The following is a 13704-nucleotide window of genomic DNA, read 5'->3' as shown; positions in this document are numbered from 1 at the left end:
TCCGCGAGATGCCTGCCGAAGCCGCCGCCCAGGTCGCCGAGTCTGTGTTCCCGCAGCTCGAAGCTCTGCTCCCGCATGTGCAGAAGCCGATCCAGTACGTAGGCGGAGAGCTCAACTCCACGGTCAAGCCGTGGGAGGAGTGCGACGTCCGCTGGGCGCTCATGTACCCCGACGCGTACGAGGTCGGTCTGCCCAACCAGGGCGTCATGATCCTCTACGAGGTGCTCAACGAGCAGCAGGGCGTCCTCGCCGAGCGCACCTACAGCGTGTGGCCGGACCTGGAAGCGCTGATGCGCGAGCACCGCGTCCCGCAGTTCACGGTGGACAGCCACCGCCCGGTGCGGGCCTTCGACGTGTTCGGCCTGTCCTTCTCCACGGAGCTGGGCTACACCAACATGCTCACCGCCCTGGACCTGGCGGGCATCCCCCTGGAGTCGAAGGACCGCGGCCTGGAGGACCCGATCGTCCTGGCCGGCGGCCACGCGGCCTTCAACCCGGAACCCATCGCCGACTTCATCGACGCGGCGATCATCGGCGACGGCGAGCAGGCCGTCCTCGACATGACGAAGATCATCCGTGAGTGGAAGGCGGAAGGCCGCCCCGGCGGCCGCGAGGAGGTCCTCTTCCGCCTGGCGAAGACGGGCTCCGTCTACATCCCGGCCTTCTACGACGTGGAGTACCTCGCCGACGGCCGGATCGCCCGCGTGGTCCCCAACAGGTCGGGCGTCCCGTGGCGGGTCTCCAAGCACACCGTCATGGACCTGGACGAGTGGCCCTACCCCAAGCAGCCCCTGGTCCCGCTCGCCGAGACCGTCCACGAGCGGATGTCCGTCGAGATCTTCCGCGGCTGCACCCGCGGCTGCCGCTTCTGCCAGGCCGGCATGATCACCCGCCCGGTGCGCGAGCGCTCCATCACCGGCATCGGCGAGATGGTCGACAAGGGCCTCAAGGCCACCGGCTTCGAGGAGGTCGGCCTGCTCTCCCTCTCCTCCGCGGACCACTCGGAGATCGGCGACATCGCCAAGGGCCTCGCCGACCGCTACACCGAGGACAAGATCGGCCTCTCCCTGCCCTCCACCCGCGTCGACGCCTTCAACGTCGACCTGGCCAACGAGCTCACGCGCAACGGCCGCCGCTCCGGTCTCACCTTCGCCCCCGAGGGCGGCTCCGAGCGCATGCGCAAGGTCATCAACAAGATGGTCTCGGAGGACGACCTGATCCGCACGGTCGCCACCGCCTACGGCAACGGCTGGCGCCAGGTGAAGCTCTACTTCATGTGCGGCCTGCCCACCGAGACCGACGAGGACGTCCTCCAGATCGCCGACATGGCGATGAACGTCATCCAGAAGGGCCGCGAGGTCTCCGGCCAGGGCGACATCCGCTGCACCGTCTCGATCGGCGGCTTCGTCCCCAAGCCGCACACCCCCTTCCAGTGGGCCCCGCAGCTGAGCGCCGAGGAGACGGACGCGCGCCTGGAGAAGCTGCGCGACAAGATCCGCGGCGACAAGAAGTACGGCCGCTCGATCGGCTTCCGCTACCACGACGGCAAGCCCGGCATCGTCGAGGGCCTGCTCTCCCGCGGCGACCGCCGCATCGGCGCCGTGATCCGCGCGGTCTACGAGGACGGCGGCCGCTTCGACGGCTGGCGCGAGCACTTCTCCTACGACCGCTGGATGACCTGCGCCGACAAGACCCTGCCCGCCCTCGGCGTGGACGTCGACTGGTACACCACCCGCGAGCGCACCTACGAGGAGGTCCTGCCCTGGGACCACCTCGACTCCGGCCTCGACAAGGACTGGCTCTGGGAGGACTGGCAGGACGCCCTCGACGAGACGGAGGTCGAGGACTGCCGCTGGACCCCGTGCTTCGACTGCGGGGTCTGCCCGCAGATGGATACTTGGCCACAAGTAAGTAACAGCGGCAAGAAGTTGCTGCCGTTGACGGTCAAGAAGGACGCTCCGACCAGCGGACACGCTCACTGACGTGAGTGAAGCGCTGCGGCGGATCGCTGAGGCTGTGGCGGAGGTCGCAGAGGATGAGGTGGCTGCCGCGCTGGGCGCACTCGGAGTGCTGCCGGGGCGGCAGAGCCAGGTGCGGGATGCGTCTAGAACGCCGCTGCCGCCGCCTGGGGGCTCGCCGGGGATCCTCTCCGAGGTGGAGTGGGTCTGATCCCCTCGGCTACCTGAGAACCACCTCTGTGAACCTCTGAGCCCCTCCTTTGGTCGCTTGAGTTCAAGAGGTCGTTGCAACACCCCGCTTGAGGGGAGTTGCAGTGGACTTCGAGATCCGGGAGAACCGGAAGCCGCAGGGGGCCCAGGAAGCTCCTGAAGGAGCGTGAGCTTTACCTCTCCCCTGTGGATCAAGGGATGGGGATCGCAGGTATGCCGGAACGTGGGAGTGCACGAGCGGACCGGCCGGGAGTGTCGTTACGGACGGCCCAACGGCCGGGCGAAGAGACCGCGACCGCGTGCGTCGGAATGATGTCGACGTCAGTGGTAGGTCTTGGCGAAGACGGCGGGCCTGTCCGTGGACAGGGGGTTGCCTCGAAGATGCCCATGAGGAACTCGACGTCGTCGTGCCGGCCTTCTCGGCGTGGGCCAGAGTCCGGGTGGTACAAGTCATAAGGGACATCTGTTGCTGTCGAAGTTCTGGTGCCCTTCCTCAGATCAACTGCGACTCCTGCGCAACCTAGTCGCTCCTACTTACGCAACCCACTTTGTGCATAGTCATAGCGCCGAAGGTCCAACGTCCGTACCCTGGAAGGGTGACGCTATCTGTTGATGACATCGAGCTAGCTGACGCTGTAGAGGCAATCCGCGATGGACTGCTGGCAGCGACTAACCGTGGCAGTGGCTCGCCCTTGCGCTTCGAACTCGGTGACATCCAAATGGAGTTTTCAGTCGAACTCCGGCGCGACGTCAGAGGTAAGGGGGGCGTTAAGGCGTGGGTTGCTAACGTCTCCACGGAAGGTGGCTTTGCAAGTACCCGGGCCCAAAGAATCACTTTCACCCTCAAGCCCAAGAATGCAGTCACAAATAATGGCTGGGACATATCAGATGAAACTGAGGGGGACGTCAGCGGGTTCGAGAGCAGCAACTAAAACTCATGTCTCAACACGGCCCGACTCGGGAACGTATAGGCGCGGTACTTGCAGACGGAAGACAGGGCAGTGGGTATCTTCTTAATCCTCGCTTGTTCTTGACCGCTGCCCACGTGGTAGGCGATGCGGCGAGGGTGCAAGTAGTGTTGCCTGGCATTGGGAAGGTTTTTTGTGACGTCGCGTGGATGAGACAGGACGATCGCTGCGATGCTGCGCTCCTCATCACAGATAGCCCCGTTGGCGGTAATATCGCGCCCTTTTCTGGCGCACGTCTAGGGTCGGTTAATTCACTCGCCCCTCTCCCGAACTGCCAGGCGATCGGATTTCCTCGCGCACAGCGAGATAGCAAGGAGCGTCTCGACAGCGAACAACTTGTAGGTACTCTGAAGCCCGGCTCGAATCTGCTGAGCAGGCGATATGTTCTAGATAATACACATACTCCTCCATCGGGCCGCGATAGCTCTGCTTCACCGTGGGCAGGTTTTTCAGGGGCGGCAATATTTTATAGTGATGTCATTATTGGGGTCGTTGGCCACGATCCAGCCAATTGGCAACATGGTCGCGTCGAGGCAACGCCCGTATCGGAATTCTATGGCGATCCGTTATTTAGAGAAGCGATCGAGAAAAATGGCATGCTCGATCATCTCTCGATACCTGGCGACCTGTCGCCCGATAGTGTATTCGAAGAGCAATATAGAGGGTACATTACGACCAGGTATGGCACGTTGACCATCTTTGGTATTGATCTGCGGGACCGTTCTCAGGCTGAATGGCCACTTGATGCCGCTTATCTTAGCCTTGAGGCAGCGGAGTATAGGGCGAAAACAGGAGGGGCGGCCTCGGCCCGGGCAGGGATGAGTGAAATGTCCCAAGCCGTGAGGCCTGCCGACAAAGCCCTTGAAGGTCATGATCGGGTGCTGTTGCGAGGAGTGGCAGGCTCGGGGAAAACAACGCTTGTTCAGTGGCTGGCGGTCTCAACGGCTAAGCGGGAACTCGATGGAGGCCTTCACCACCTCTATGGTCGTGTGCCATTCGTCCTACCTCTGCGGACCCTGATTCGCAACTCGTCACTACCGCTTCCCGGAGAGTTTCTCGCAGCTGCTCGAAGTCCGTTGTCTGGCCTGCAACCCCAGGGCTGGGCAGAGCGAGTTCTAATGACGCAACGAGGGCTCATTCTGGTTGATGGGATTGATGAGATATCGGAAGCAGACCGTGAACGTGTAAGGAGTTGGTTGCATGAACTCCTTAAAGTATTTCCGGGAAACTGTTGGCTCGTTACGTCACGTCCTTCGGCGGTTTCAGATGACTGGCTAGCTTCAGAAGATTTCATCGAGCTCAGCTTGTCACCGATGAATCAAAAGGATGTAACCACGTTTGTGCAGCGCTGGCACAGTGCTGCAAGCCAGACATGCCGAGACGCTGATGAAGGCGTACGCCTGGCTGACTATGAGTCGAGGCTGCTCGGGACGCTGAGATCTAAACAAGACCTGAGACGCCTGGCCACAAACCCGCTGATGTGTGGACTCATTTGCGCCCTTCACCGTGACCGCAGAGGTTACCTCCCTCCAGGGAGAAAGCACCTGTACGATGCCGCTCTTTCCATGCTACTCGCGCGACGGGATCGTGAACGAGACCTTGAAGTGCAAATCACAGAAGAGCCGCAGATTCAACTCCTCCAAAAACTAGCCTATTGGTTGATCCGTAATGGGCAAGTAGAGATGGATCGCTCAGACGCCATTAGCATCATTGAAGCGACCCTTCCAGCTATGCCCCTCTTGGGACAACTCGGGACCGCAGAACAGGTGTATAAGTACCTGCTTGTGAGAAGTGGAGTGCTGCGCGAACCTACTGACGGTGTTATGGACTTTATTCACCGCACTTTTCAGGACTATTTGGGGGCTAAAGCGGCTGTCGAGGAACGCGACTTTGATCTCATGGTGAAGAACGCTCATCATGACCAGTGGGAAGATGTCATACGAATGGCGGTAGCTCACGCGTATCCTGCAGAGAGGACCCGTCTACTGAATAAGCTGGTCAAGCGTGGCGACCGAGTGAAGCGCCATAAGACTCGACTCTACTTGCTTGCCATGGCATGCCTGGAGCAAGCTGCCGAATTGGACCCAGAAATTCGACGAGAAATCGAGAAGCGAGCCAGTGAGCTTATTCCTCCGAATGACTACCATGAGGCTGAGAGGCTTGCAAACGCCGGCCCCATGGTGCTGGATTTGCTTCCTGGCCCCGAGGGTCTGACGCCACTCCAAGCTAGATCAGTAGTCGAGACGATCACAGCTATTGGAACCGATTCCGCGATCCCTGCACTCGCACGCTTCCGCGAACATGAGTCTGCCCAAATCCAAGATACTTTGGCGAGAGGCTGGAGTAAGTACGACGTTCGGGCCTATGGTCAAGAAATAATCGCGCACATGCCGAAGGATACGCTCTTCTGGATAAAGTCGGAAGGGCAACTCAGGTTCCTCCGGGACGTCGGCGGCCGACCAGGGCTAATCGCGAACGGTGATTACACAGAAGATCTCCTAGCGTATACATTGAATCATGAAATTCTCAACCGTCTCGGAATTCATTCGAATGACGTAATCGCCGACCTCTCGTTTCTGTGTGCATTTTCGAAATTGAAGACACTCTTTCTTTATGGATGCCCATCGATCCGTGATCTATCACCAATCGGCGAGCTACCGCTCGATGAGATAAGTATTAATGAAATGGCTGGACTCTCGGACGATTTTCGGGGCCTGAGCTCTATGCGACACCTCCGACGGCTGGGAATCTTGCAGGAAGTTCCATGCTCGGATCTCTCTGTACTACCACGCGAAGCTCCGTTGCAAAGAATCTACTTCTCGGGCTCTGCCCTTAATAGAAGCGGCCTCCGTGGATTGAGGGAATACTCGACACTTAAGCAGCTGTCGATATCGGTGCGAGTGAAACTTTCTTCTCGTGATTGGGTTGAAGCGAACCACTTGCCACGGTTGGAAGAACTATCTGTAGACAAGTCTCTGATTCCTGGAATTTTGGAATATGGCGAATCTTGGTCGCAGGTTAAGTGTCTCCGATTTCTGCATCCGCATCGGGCGGCGAGATATGTTATGGAGTCGGGGGCGTGTCGAACGCTTGCAGATATGTTCCCGAATGTGACGCGCATTACGGGTGTTCTTGATAACGCTGAGCGGGCAAATGTTGAAGCGGCATTTCCGCTCGCAGAGATTGTAGTTAGGCTTTGACGCGACAAGGGACGGCCGTCCCTCTCGGTCGGCGCGCACTGAGGCTGCCGTGGTTCTTTGTTGGGCTCAACTTCCTGGTCCTCGTGCCAGTGCCCTCAGGACTGCGTCAACTACCCCAAAATTGCGGGCTGTTGGGAAGGCTGAGTGCCCTCGAAACACTTGTTCCGGGCTCAGCGACCAACTGTTGGTCACATACGTGTCTGATCTATGGGTGCTAGCTTGCAGCGGCCCCAGCCTCGTTTCGTAACGCTTTGCTCGATACGGTCGTAGCCGTGTCTGGCGTGCGTCGGGTTGGTCACCCGTGGGCGTGCGCCGGTTGATCGCGCGCGACTAGGGGAGCTGGTACGGGCATGGCGCTTGACGCTGCTCGATCTCAAGAGGGGTTCACGTCGGCGAGGGCTACGCGGGTGATGGCTGCCGCGTGCCAGGCTGCGGGGCTCGATGACAGAGGCGCAGAGTTGATCCGTCTCGGGGAAAACGCGCTGTTCCGGCTGGCTTCGGCACCGGTCATCGTACGCGTGGCGCGGGGGGAGGAATGGCTACCCAAGGCCCGCGTGGAAGTGGACGTGTCGCGGTGGCTCGGGGAGGAAGGGTTTCCGGCTGCGCAGATCGTCGAGGACCTTGAGCAACCCTTCTTGATCGATGGTCACCCGGTGACGTTCTGGCATCTGATCGTCGAAGGGGATCGTAAGGCGACGTACGGGGAGCTGGGTGGCGTCCTGCGGGATCTGCACTCGCTGACGGTGCCGGACGGGCTTGTACTGCCTTCGTACGATCCCTTCGATAAACAAGCTCTGAGGCTCGATCGGGCGGTGATCCCGGACGACGACAAGGCCTTCTTGCGGAAGAGGTGGCGCGAACTGCAAGACAGGTACGCCGAGTTGCGGTTTGAGTCGGCCAAGGGGCCGGTGCACGGGGATGCCCACGTGCAGAACCTCATGGTGGATGATCAAGATCGTGTGATCTTGATTGACTTCGAGATGTTCTGCTACGACCACCCGGAGTGGGATCTCATGGTTACGGCCGTGGAACATCACAGTCTTGGCTGGCAGACCGACGAACAGTACGCCGACTTCGTGGCCGCGTATGGGCGTGACCTGTACGACTGGCCCGGTTACGAGACATTGCGGGGTATCCAAGAGTTCGGCATGACGACGTGGCTCATGCAGAACGTTCAGGAGGATGAGGAAACGGCGGCCGAGTACCGCCGGCGCATCGCCGGACTGCGGAACGACGATGCGCCCCGGGACTGGCGCCCGTGGTGACTGCTACTCGTCGTCCTCGTCCAAGCGCGTCAGCGCATCGCGCACCTTCTCGCTGAAGGCTGCCACGGTGGGGTTCGTTGCGTGCACACTGACCTCGCTCTGGAAGTCGGTCACGTAGCGCTGGAATCGGGTGGACTGGAGGGAGTCGCCGCCGTCGACTGCGAGGCTCGCGGTGGTGACGGCGGCTTCCAACTCGCCGTTCAGTAGCTGGCTCTGGGCAAGCACCATGCGGCAGAAACCAAGTGTGCGGGCGTACTTCGGGTCGGTGCTGTCCACCGCGCGCTGGGCCTGCTCGACGGCTTCGCGACGCATCTTGAGATCGCGGAAGCAGTGGCAGAGTTCGCCCATGAGTTCTGCTTCGTCGAAGTAGCTGAGCCATTCCGGGTCGTCGGCCGTGTGCGCGCGTTCGAAGTGGCGCTCTGCCTCCTTCATCGCGCGGGCCGCAGCGAAGCCGTCGCCTGCGTTGGACAGGGCACGGGCCTCCATTGCCGAGTAGTTCGCCATGGCGCGGGGCGTGGCACGGTTCTTGGCGCCCTCGACGGCGGCACGGGCGAATTGGATGGCCTGGGCGTGGTTGCCGAGGTAGTTGGCCTGGTGGCTGAGGTTGCCCAGGATGCGGGCGCCGAACATGCGGTCGTCGATGACCTGGGACAGGCGCAGCGTGGATGTCAGGTAGCGGTGGGCGAGTCGATGGTTGCCAGCGTCGTACGCGGTCCATGCCAGCAACTGGGACACCTCGGCGGCTGCGCCGAATAACGCCGTGCCCACCTTCTCGCTGTAGCTGACGCTCAGGAGCGGCAGCACCTCGTGCCGGAAGTAGTGGCGTAATGCCTTGTGGCCGTGGCCTCCGCCGTACTTGAAGTCGAGGGCCATGAACGTCCCGGCGGCGTCCCTGATCGCCCGGACGTCCCGCATGCCCACTCGCTGGAGAGCCGGCCTGTCCGCCTGGATGCCATCTGGGCGCGCGATCATCCATGTCAGGACGGCGGAGCTGATGTCGGCCTCCGCGATGATCAGTTGGTCCGAGGCGGGAGCGTCGGCGCGCTCCTGGGCGAGTCCGTCAAGCATGGACAGGACATCGGGAACGGTGCCGGGGTAGCCGATCGGCTCGGGCGTAGTCGGTTTGCTGTCGCCGAAGAATCCGAGATCGCCGGGCGTGATGCGCCGGCCTAGCTTCGCCGAGAGGACATCCGCCATGATCGCCGCTGTCTGCGGCCTGATGCTTGAGCCGTTGCGCCAACGCTGTACAGATACGTGCGTGGTACCCAGCTCGGTGCCTCGCCGGTAGGCATCGTCCGTCATGCGTTTCGCAAGGCCTTTGTTGGAGATCTTTGCTTCGCTCATGACGGCGATCAACTGCGCGTTGGGCTCTCGGCTCATGCTCCCCTGCCAACCCGAGAATGACGGCGAGTGTTCATCTTGTCACAGCACTATCCGGCTGAGGGGGTCCATTCCTGAACCCCCTTCCCTTTGCAAGTGCTCAGGTGAACCCCCCAATGAACGCTCCCGCTCGCGTCCCCTGCGCCGTGTACTGACTTGCGTGAGGCAAGCGGAGACATGAGAGCTGCCGGAGGGACACGATGGACGCGGGGAAAGCCAAGCATGTGATGGGCGAGCTGGATGCATACGCTCACTGGTTCGTAGCGCCGGATCCGTCCTATGGCGGTCACTACATGACGGTGACGCTCTTCGCCGAGTTCGGCGACACGGGACGCGTCGCGCGCGACACGGCCACCGTGTTCCTGCGTGGCGCGGTCCCGCGTGACCTCGTGTATGACGCTCAACTCGCCGTCTCAGAGCTGGTCGCGAATGTCGTGAACCATGCGATTCCGGACCGCCACCACTCCAGTCCGGGTGCCTGCCGGCGCATCGACGTGACCTACAAGTTGTTCCCCAAGTGGCTGTTCATCGGGGTCGCGGACGAGGACTCGACGCCCCCGCTGCTGCCCATGGGTGACTTCTACTCGCCGGAGTTGGTGACGGAGTTCTCGGAGGCGGTCCTGGCTGACAGCGGCCGTGGGCTGATGATCACTCAGCGAATGGCGGCAGCTGTGTGGTGGACGCCGAAAGCGGGCGGAGGCAAGACGGTCTGGTGCCGCTTCGACCTGGACGGCGAAGCGGAGGACGTCCCGTATTGATGATCTCCGGTCCGCCGCCCCCACATCACTCCCACGCGATCGGGAGTGGGCGGCGGGCCGGAAACCGGCCGGAGTCTGACCACTCCGGCCAAGGAGCGCGGTCTCTTTAGGACCCGGAGACTCCCCTCCCGGAGAGATCGCGCTTCACAGCCTGATAAGGCCGGGCCACCCCATTAGCCCTGGAAAGCGAAGGGTGGCCCGGCCGGGAACACGGCGGTTCCCGGTGCCTGATGGTACCGGGGCCGTCGTGCTGCGTTTTGGCCCTGGTGCAAGGAAGTTGACGATCCGTTACCTAGATCAGGGCAGAGGTGGGCAAGATGACTGGCTCCGGTGAGGGCTGGCTGAGTGACGGGCTCGATGTGCCGGGTCCGGACTTCGGATTCTGGACGCCCGGCGTCGACTACATCGCGGGGTGGCGTGAGGCGCGGGAGGCCGCCGATCGCTTGAACCGGGCGCTCTTGGGCGTGGGGTTCGAGCTGTCCGCGGTGCGGGCCGTCGCCTCGACGAACGAGGACGGGCAGGGGGCCGTGCGGCTGGCGGGCTGGCCCGGTGCGGTGGAGCGGCTCGCCCAGCTCCTGGAGATGCGCGCGGATGGCGACGGCGGTGCAGCGTGAGGCGTCTTCTCGCTAGTGAGCGCTGCACGTGGGCACGTCGCCGGCCGCTGAGACTTTGGGCGGTAGCTGCCATGGGGCGAGTGAACAGGGGGCCTTACGCTCGCCAGCGGATCGGGCAGTCCTTGGAGCTGCCCGCAAGAGCCCGATCGGCCCCCTGTTCTTCGAGGCTCGCCCCATGGGAGCTGCCTAAAGTCTCGGCAGCCGGCGACCCCCAGCCCCGTGGGCCCCGGCCCTCGTCGGCCGGGCGGCGCCTCGACTCCTTGGGCGTGCTGTGTGCGGGGGCGTCGGGCGACCGGACGGGACCGGCGGTCACGCCGCACGCCCGGCCGGGGCGGCCGGGCGCCCCGGCGCGCCGCAGGCGCGCCCTTGAGGAAGTGAAGGCTCTTTCGACCGATCCTCGACTCAGCTCACCGGCGGGTGCGTCGTGCGGGCTGTTTGTCGGCGGTGATCCGGTAGGCGAGTTCGGCGCGGTCGGCTCCGATGCGGAGTTCTTCGAGGATCAGGGGGCGGTCGTCGGTGTCGTGGGTGACGCGGGCCAGGTGCAGGATCGGGGTCGCGTCGGGGAGCTGGAGCGTGGTGCGCTCGTCGGGCAGGGGCATGCGGGCGCGCACGGTCTCGGACCAGGTGAGCTTGTGGCCGTCCTCGGTGAGCTGCCGGTAGAGGGCACCCGACCGCTTGTGCGGGTCCTCGGCGAGTGCCGGAACCATGTCGGCCACGGCGAATGGGATCAGGGTGCGGTGCATCGCACGCGTCCCCGTGCTCGGATCGAGGAGCAGCCGGTCACAGCCGAACAAGGCTTCTTCCTCGCCGAGGTGGAGGAGTCGGCCGGTGGCCTTCGTGGTGTGCGTGCGGTAGGCGGAGGGCTCCTCGGTCTCCTGCCAGACGTCGCCGTTGGGCATGACGAACTTGCCGTCCGGTGTGCGGCTGATCCGGCGCTCGATCGTCATCGACGGCTGTCCGTCGGACCTGACGAAGCTGCCCTTGCCATGGCGGACATCGATCAGTCCTTCCGCCCGCAGTGCTGCGATGGCGTTACGGACGGTGGGTCGGGACACGCCGTAGCGGGTCATGAGCTGGGCTTCGGACGGGAGCAGGGAGTCGGGGGCGAACTCGCCCGACAGGATCGCTTCGCGGATCGCGGCGGCCACCTGCTGGTAGAGGGCTCCGGGGCGCTGGATCTCCGACATCTGGGCATCTCCGGCGGGTCGGGGTCATAGGCGCGTCGCACGCGCGACATCACTCGTCAGCATAAGTACTTGCGCACTCGCCGTACAGGACTTCATAGTCATCACTCGTTAGGACAAGTGACGTCAGAGTAAGTCTGGCGTCAGATTGGCCAGGGAGGCCGAAGAAATGCAGTCCATTCCCGTGGACACCGGGCGGCTGGGCGTACTGCGGTGCGCCATCGCTCCCGAAGCGAAGATCACCAACAGCGAGACACAGGAGGTGAAAAGGGACCGGGACGGCAACCCGGTCTGGACGGTGGCGGTCACCGTGCGGCAGGACGGGCGGCGGATCTCCGTCATCGAGATCGCCGTCAGCGGCCCGCCCAAGGGCATCGAGGAAGGCCAGGTCGTCAAGGTCACAGGGCTGACCGCGTTCATGTGGTCGATGGGCGACCGGCACGGCGTCAGCTTCCGCGCCGACGCCATCACCACCGTGCACGGAACCCCCGTACAGGGCAAGGGCGGTGAGGCGTGATGGGACCGATCGTGCTCGCATTCGTTCTCGCCGTGCTCGCCTGGATGCTCGTGGTCGGTGACCTGGTGCGCCGGCACCGTCCGGTCTGGCACTGGTACCTCGCCGGCTACCCGGCAACCGCGTTCCGGGTGGTGGCGACCTGGCGCAAGGTCGCGATGCTCAACGACCTGTCCGTGTCCCGGCGCCCGCCCCGCGGACTCCTCGGCGACCTGGTCGTCAAGGGCGACCCGCTCCGGCCGGTCACCCCGCGCGCCTCGTTCCCTCGCGCCACCCGGCTGGGCCTGACCGTGACCGTGCGCCTGCATGCCGGACAGACTCCGGCGACGTACATGAAGGCGGCGGATGCCCTGGTCCACGCGTGGAAGGTCCACGCCGTCCGGGTCACCTCCCCGGAACGCGGGCTCGTCCTCCTGACCGCGACCGCCACGGACCCGCTGGAACGGCCCGGCTTAGCCACGGCACCGACCGAGCTGCTGTCGGCCCTCATCGGGGTTCTGGAGTCCGGCGGCGCGTGGGTGATGAACCTCAGGTTGGTGCCGCACTGGCTGATCGCCGGAGCTACCCGGTCGGGCAAGTCCACGCTGCTGGCCCGGCTGATCACACAGCTAGCCCCGCAGCGGGTCGCCCTGGTCGGGATCGACTGCAAGGGCGGCATGGAACTCGGCCTGTTCGCCGACCGGCTCAGCGCGCTGGCCACCTGCCGCAGCGAAGCGGTCACCGTGCTCTTCGCACTGGCCGCCGACATGAGAGACCGGATGAGCGCGTGCCGGGCGGCCGGCGTCCGCTCGATCTGGGAGCTCCCCGACAAGCTCCGGCCGGTGCCCATAGTGGTGATCGTCGACGAGATCGCCGAACTGTACCTGTCCGACGGCACCCGCGAGAGCAAGGCGGAAGCGGAGCAGTGCTCCACGCTCCTGCTGCGCCTGGCCCAGCTCGGGGCCGCGCTAGGCCTGCACCTGGTCGTCGCCGGACAACGCGTCGGCTCCGACCTCGGGCCCGGCGTCACCGCCCTGCGCGCCCAGCTAGGCGGCCGGATCTGCCACCGCGTCAACGACCCCGGCACCGCAGAGATGACCCTGGGCGACCTCAACAAGGACGCCGTGGCCGTTGCCCAGTCCATCACCGCCGAAGAGCGAGGGGTGGCCGTGTGCACGGGCCCGGACGGCGGCTGGAGCCGGGCCCGCTCCCACCTCACCCCCACCGAAGAAGCCGTCTCGACGGCCCGCAAGTACAGCGCGCTGACCCCCCACCTGCCCGCGCTCGGCCGCGCCCTCATGGTGCCGGAAGGAGAGAGCAAGTGATCAGCGAAGGCACGGCCTACGGGTTCGCGGTGATCTTCGGGATCATCACCGTCCTCCTCGTCCGTTCCCGCGACGTCCGCCCCTGGGAAGCCGTCTGTGTCGGCCTCTTCGGTCTCTACCTCGGCCAGACCCCCGTAGGCCTGACCGTGCACGAACTCGTCACCTGGTTCATCAGCGGCTTCTCCCACACCTGAGCAGAGAAGGGACCACCACCATGCCCATGCCTCGCGTGAGGTGCCCGTACTGCAAGGGCGACGGAGCACGGAAGACCTGGACCGGACGACTGCGGCGCTGCCGCGTCTGCCGGGGCACCGGCACCATCCGCTGAACCCCCGCCCTCCCGACACAC

Annotated in this window: 11 protein-coding genes; 9 read left to right on the top strand and 2 right to left on the bottom strand. The window is 63.9% G+C overall.

Going from position 1 to position 13704, the window contains the following annotated elements; genetic code table 11:
- Nucleotides 1-8 precede the first annotated feature (8 nt).
- From ACZ4O3_RS29135 to ACZ4O3_RS29120, 4 genes are all read left to right on the top strand, one after another.
- Nucleotides 9-1982 (top strand): TIGR03960 family B12-binding radical SAM protein, encoded by a 1974-nt coding sequence (locus tag ACZ4O3_RS29135; RefSeq protein WP_467725038.1) that lies wholly within the window; start codon nt 9-11, stop codon nt 1980-1982.
- Between the two features lie 782 nt (nt 1983-2764).
- A complete protein-coding gene (locus tag ACZ4O3_RS29130; protein WP_467725036.1) occupies nt 2765-3100 on the top strand; it encodes a trypco2 family protein in 336 nt (111 codons plus the stop codon).
- A gap of 5 nt (nt 3101-3105) precedes the next feature.
- Nucleotides 3106-6336: an NACHT domain-containing protein gene (locus ACZ4O3_RS29125; RefSeq protein ID WP_467725034.1), complete on the top strand. Its 3231-nt coding sequence runs from the start codon at nt 3106-3108 to the stop codon at nt 6334-6336.
- A gap of 350 nt (nt 6337-6686) precedes the next feature.
- Complete coding sequence (locus ACZ4O3_RS29120) at nt 6687-7601, top strand: phosphotransferase enzyme family protein (RefSeq protein WP_467725032.1); 915 nt, start codon at nt 6687-6689, stop codon at nt 7599-7601.
- A 3-nt stretch (nt 7602-7604) separates the two neighbouring features.
- Here ACZ4O3_RS29120 and ACZ4O3_RS29115 read toward each other — a convergent pair whose 3' ends face one another.
- Nucleotides 7605-8981, bottom strand: a complete 1377-nt coding sequence (locus ACZ4O3_RS29115) for a sporulation protein (protein ID WP_467725030.1) — start codon at nt 8979-8981, stop codon at nt 7605-7607.
- 200 nt (nt 8982-9181) lie between these two features.
- Here ACZ4O3_RS29115 and ACZ4O3_RS29110 point away from each other — a divergent pair, with 200 nt between their 5' ends.
- Nucleotides 9182-9739, top strand: a complete 558-nt coding sequence (locus ACZ4O3_RS29110; RefSeq protein WP_467725028.1) for an ATP-binding protein — start codon at nt 9182-9184, stop codon at nt 9737-9739.
- 317 nt (nt 9740-10056) lie between these two features.
- The gene (locus tag ACZ4O3_RS29105) at nt 10057-10353 is read left to right on the top strand and encodes a hypothetical protein (protein ID WP_467725027.1); all 297 of its coding nucleotides are present in this window, start codon (nt 10057-10059) and stop codon (nt 10351-10353) included.
- A gap of 407 nt (nt 10354-10760) precedes the next feature.
- On the opposite strand, the gene ACZ4O3_RS29100 is transcribed toward ACZ4O3_RS29105, so the two are convergent.
- The gene (locus ACZ4O3_RS29100) at nt 10761-11540 is read right to left on the bottom strand and encodes a GntR family transcriptional regulator (protein ID WP_467725026.1); all 780 of its coding nucleotides are present in this window, start codon (nt 11538-11540) and stop codon (nt 10761-10763) included.
- A gap of 166 nt (nt 11541-11706) precedes the next feature.
- On the opposite strand from ACZ4O3_RS29100, the gene ACZ4O3_RS29095 reads away from it, so the two are divergent.
- The 3 genes from ACZ4O3_RS29095 to ACZ4O3_RS29085 are packed head-to-tail and all read left to right on the top strand — an operon-like array spanning nt 11707 to nt 13549.
- On the top strand, nt 11707-12054 hold the full coding sequence (locus ACZ4O3_RS29095; protein ID WP_467725024.1) for an SCO3933 family regulatory protein: 348 nt from the start codon (nt 11707-11709) through the stop codon (nt 12052-12054).
- Nucleotides 12054-13355, top strand: a complete 1302-nt coding sequence (locus tag ACZ4O3_RS29090; RefSeq protein WP_467725022.1) for an FtsK/SpoIIIE domain-containing protein — start codon at nt 12054-12056, stop codon at nt 13353-13355. Before ACZ4O3_RS29095 ends, ACZ4O3_RS29090 begins: the two co-directional genes overlap by 1 nt.
- Nucleotides 13352-13549, top strand: a complete 198-nt coding sequence (locus ACZ4O3_RS29085) for a hypothetical protein (RefSeq protein WP_393814632.1) — start codon at nt 13352-13354, stop codon at nt 13547-13549. The genes ACZ4O3_RS29090 and ACZ4O3_RS29085 overlap by 4 nt, the downstream gene beginning before the upstream one ends.
- Nucleotides 13550-13704: the final 155 nt, after the last annotated feature.

Source organism: Streptomyces sp. NPDC026515, from assembly GCF_055567595.1.
The sequence above is the reverse complement of the archived record's forward strand: the minus strand, read 5'-3'. Positions and strand labels throughout refer to the sequence as shown.

Coding starts and splice junctions, on each gene's coding strand:
- ACZ4O3_RS29135 (WP_467725038.1), top strand. CDS start 9: ATGCCTGCCGAAGCCGCCGCCCAGGTCGCCGAGTCTGTGTTCCCGCAG.
- ACZ4O3_RS29125 (WP_467725034.1), top strand. CDS start 3,106: ATGTCTCAACACGGCCCGACTCGGGAACGTATAGGCGCGGTACTTGCA.
- ACZ4O3_RS29120 (WP_467725032.1), top strand. CDS start 6,687: ATGGCGCTTGACGCTGCTCGATCTCAAGAGGGGTTCACGTCGGCGAGG.
- ACZ4O3_RS29115 (WP_467725030.1), bottom strand. CDS start 8,981: ATGAGCCGAGAGCCCAACGCGCAGTTGATCGCCGTCATGAGCGAAGCA.
- ACZ4O3_RS29110 (WP_467725028.1), top strand. CDS start 9,182: ATGGACGCGGGGAAAGCCAAGCATGTGATGGGCGAGCTGGATGCATAC.
- ACZ4O3_RS29105 (WP_467725027.1), top strand. CDS start 10,057: ATGACTGGCTCCGGTGAGGGCTGGCTGAGTGACGGGCTCGATGTGCCG.
- ACZ4O3_RS29100 (WP_467725026.1), bottom strand. CDS start 11,540: ATGTCGGAGATCCAGCGCCCCGGAGCCCTCTACCAGCAGGTGGCCGCC.
- ACZ4O3_RS29095 (WP_467725024.1), top strand. CDS start 11,707: ATGCAGTCCATTCCCGTGGACACCGGGCGGCTGGGCGTACTGCGGTGC.
- ACZ4O3_RS29090 (WP_467725022.1), top strand. CDS start 12,054: ATGGGACCGATCGTGCTCGCATTCGTTCTCGCCGTGCTCGCCTGGATG.